Source organism: Microcoleus sp. F4-D5 (assembly GCF_036704885.1).
In the GTDB taxonomy this organism is placed as follows: Bacteria; Cyanobacteriota; Cyanobacteriia; order Cyanobacteriales; family Microcoleaceae; genus Microcoleus.
The window spans coordinates 1-2613 of the sequence record NZ_JAUBSX010000175.1; the positions used below are offsets into that span (position 1 = coordinate 1).

The window sequence follows — 2613 nt, forward strand, 5'->3', positions numbered from 1 at the left end:
TCGATCGTCTCTTACACCATCAACACCCTGCCCCCAGCAGACCAAGCCATCCTGTTTTTAGGAGATCCCGCCAACGGCGGCGTAGCGGTGACACCCGGTCAAGTCCTGACTCCGGAACAGTTGCAGCAACTATTTCTCCAAACGACAGGCAACTTTACCGGAGCCACTTTCACCTACAGCGCCACCGACAATTTCGGCGCTATCAGTCCGGCTACCGCTACTGTGGCGGTCATACTTCCAACTGCCAACCAACCGCCATTAGCCAACAATGCCAACTCCAGCCTCGGGCCCAACAGCAGCCAGTTAATCACGGGATTGGGAGGCAGCGACCCCGACGGGTCGATCGTCTCTTACACCATCAACACCCTGCCCCCAGCCGACCAAGCCATCCTGTTTTTAGGAGATCCCGCCAACGGCGGCGTAGCGGTGACACCCGGTCAAGTCCTGACTCCGGAACAGTTGCAGCAACTATTTCTCCAAACGACAGGCAACTTTACCGGAGCCACTTTCACCTACAGCGCCACCGACAATTTCGGCGCTATCAGTCCTGCTACCGCTACTGTTGCTGCTGTCCTAGTTGCGACGCCAACTCCGACGCCAACTCCGACGCCAACTCCGACGCCAACTCCAACGCCAACTCCAACGCCGATCGCAGATACCGACTGTCAGTGTTCGCCCATTATTGAAAAACCGGGAATTAACTTTGCGCCCCCGCAGCAACCGCCCGCAGTTGGATTTGTCCGACCGATTTCACAATTTTCAGAGGAACAAACCACCAAAGGAACCGAGGGCGATGACTCGATCGCAGACACCAAAGGCAACCAAAAAATTGTCGGTTTTGAAGGCAACGACCTGCTTTTAGGTGAAGACGGGGCGGACGAAATTTACGGCAACGAAGACAATGACACGATTTTTGGGGGCATTGACACCGATATTGTTTACGGGGACGAGGGCAACGATATCGTATTTGCAGGCAAACAGAACGACTGGATTGCCGGCGACTTAGAGTCTGACACGCTGTATGGAGATCGAGGTGCCGATACAATTTTGGGAGACAACGGCGACGATAACTCCAGCAGCGCTCAGAACAATGGCGATTCGATCTTCGGAGGCAACAGTGCAGACCTCATTAACGGCAACGAGGGCGACGATACCATCCATGCCGGCAAAGGTGACGATATTGCCCTTGGAGGTAAAGAAAATGACCTGATTTGGGGCGAAATCGGCTCCGATACCTTGTTTGCTGGTATCGGGGACGACACCTTGTTGGGCGGCACCGGCGACCAAAGGGCCAGCGACTCCCAGGGACGCGACTTGCTGTACGGAGGCTTCGGCAACGACTTCCTCAACGGCCAAGAAGACAACGATACGCTGGTTGCAGGCAAAGATAACGATCGCGTTTACGGAGGCAAAGGCAATGACCAGATCTACGGTCAATTAGGCTCCGATACCCTCTACGGCGGCGAAGGAGCCGATACTCTGCTCGGCGATAGCGGGGGTTCCGAGTCAATCGGGGATACTGGCGAACAAGACTTAATCTTTGGCGGCAGCGGCAACGACATCATCGGCGGTGGCAACGGCCAGGATACCGTCCAAGCAGGTAAAGGTAGCGATCGCGTTTGGGGGGGCAAAGATAACGACTTGATTTGGGGCGAACTCGGCTCCGATACACTGGTTGGCGACAGCGGCGACGACACCATGTACGGCGGTGCTCGCAGTCGAGCTCAAGATGTTGGTGGCCGGGACTGGCTTTTTGGCAATACGGGTGCTGATGTGCTGTTGGGCGATGAAGCTGACGATACCATCAGTGGCGGTCAAGATAACGACTTGATTTACGGCGGCAAAGGTAACGACCTCATGCACGGAGATCTTGGCGACGACTTGATTTACGGCGGTGACGGCAGCGATGAACTCTGCGGTGACGAGGGCAGCGATACCATCTATGGCGATCGTGCTGATAACCGGGGTGTCTCGGTGGGCGCAAACGACCAGCAAGACTGCATCAACGGTGGTGAGGGCGATGACTTGCTCTACGGCAACGAAGGCCAAGATACCGTCAACGGAGATGCTGGCACCGATACCCTGACTGGCGGTAAAGATAACGACCTTCTCAATGGTGGCGCTGGAGATGACTGGCTGTTTGGTGGCTTGGGCAACGATACTTTAATTGGAGGTATTGGGAGCGATCTATTTGTGTTGAGTGCTGATGGCGGCACTGATACTGTCATTAACTTCGAGGTAGGCGTCGATAAGTTTGTTTTGAGCAACGAAGTGAGTTTGCAGCAGTTGCAATTTAGCGCCACTCCGAACGGTACGTTGCTGCGAGTAGCAGGAACCGATCGGGTTTTAGCGAATCTGGTTGGCGTTAACGGGGCGATCGGTTCGTCGGATTTCCTGCCAAATCTCTCTGAGGTGTAGAATTGGCGGCGGAAGTCTCCTGTTCTGAGAAGTCAACGCCACAGAAGGTCAGAACTTCTGTGGCGTTTCTGATAATACTAAATCCGGGTAAGTTCCCTTTATACCTCTGGGCGCTTGCTGCCCACATTCCGCACCCCAAACTGGCACATAGTCGGATTGAGGGGGTAAAAGTGAATCACCCGAGACAAGGGTGAG

Annotated in this window: 1 protein-coding gene; it reads left to right on the forward strand. The window is 54.8% G+C overall.

Features of this window, described 5'->3' with window-relative positions; genetic code table 11:
* A partial coding sequence (locus QUA80_RS33340; RefSeq protein WP_333429174.1) for a calcium-binding protein occupies positions 1-2418 on the forward strand: 2418 nt, incomplete at its 5' end.
* Positions 2419-2613: the final 195 nt, after the last annotated feature.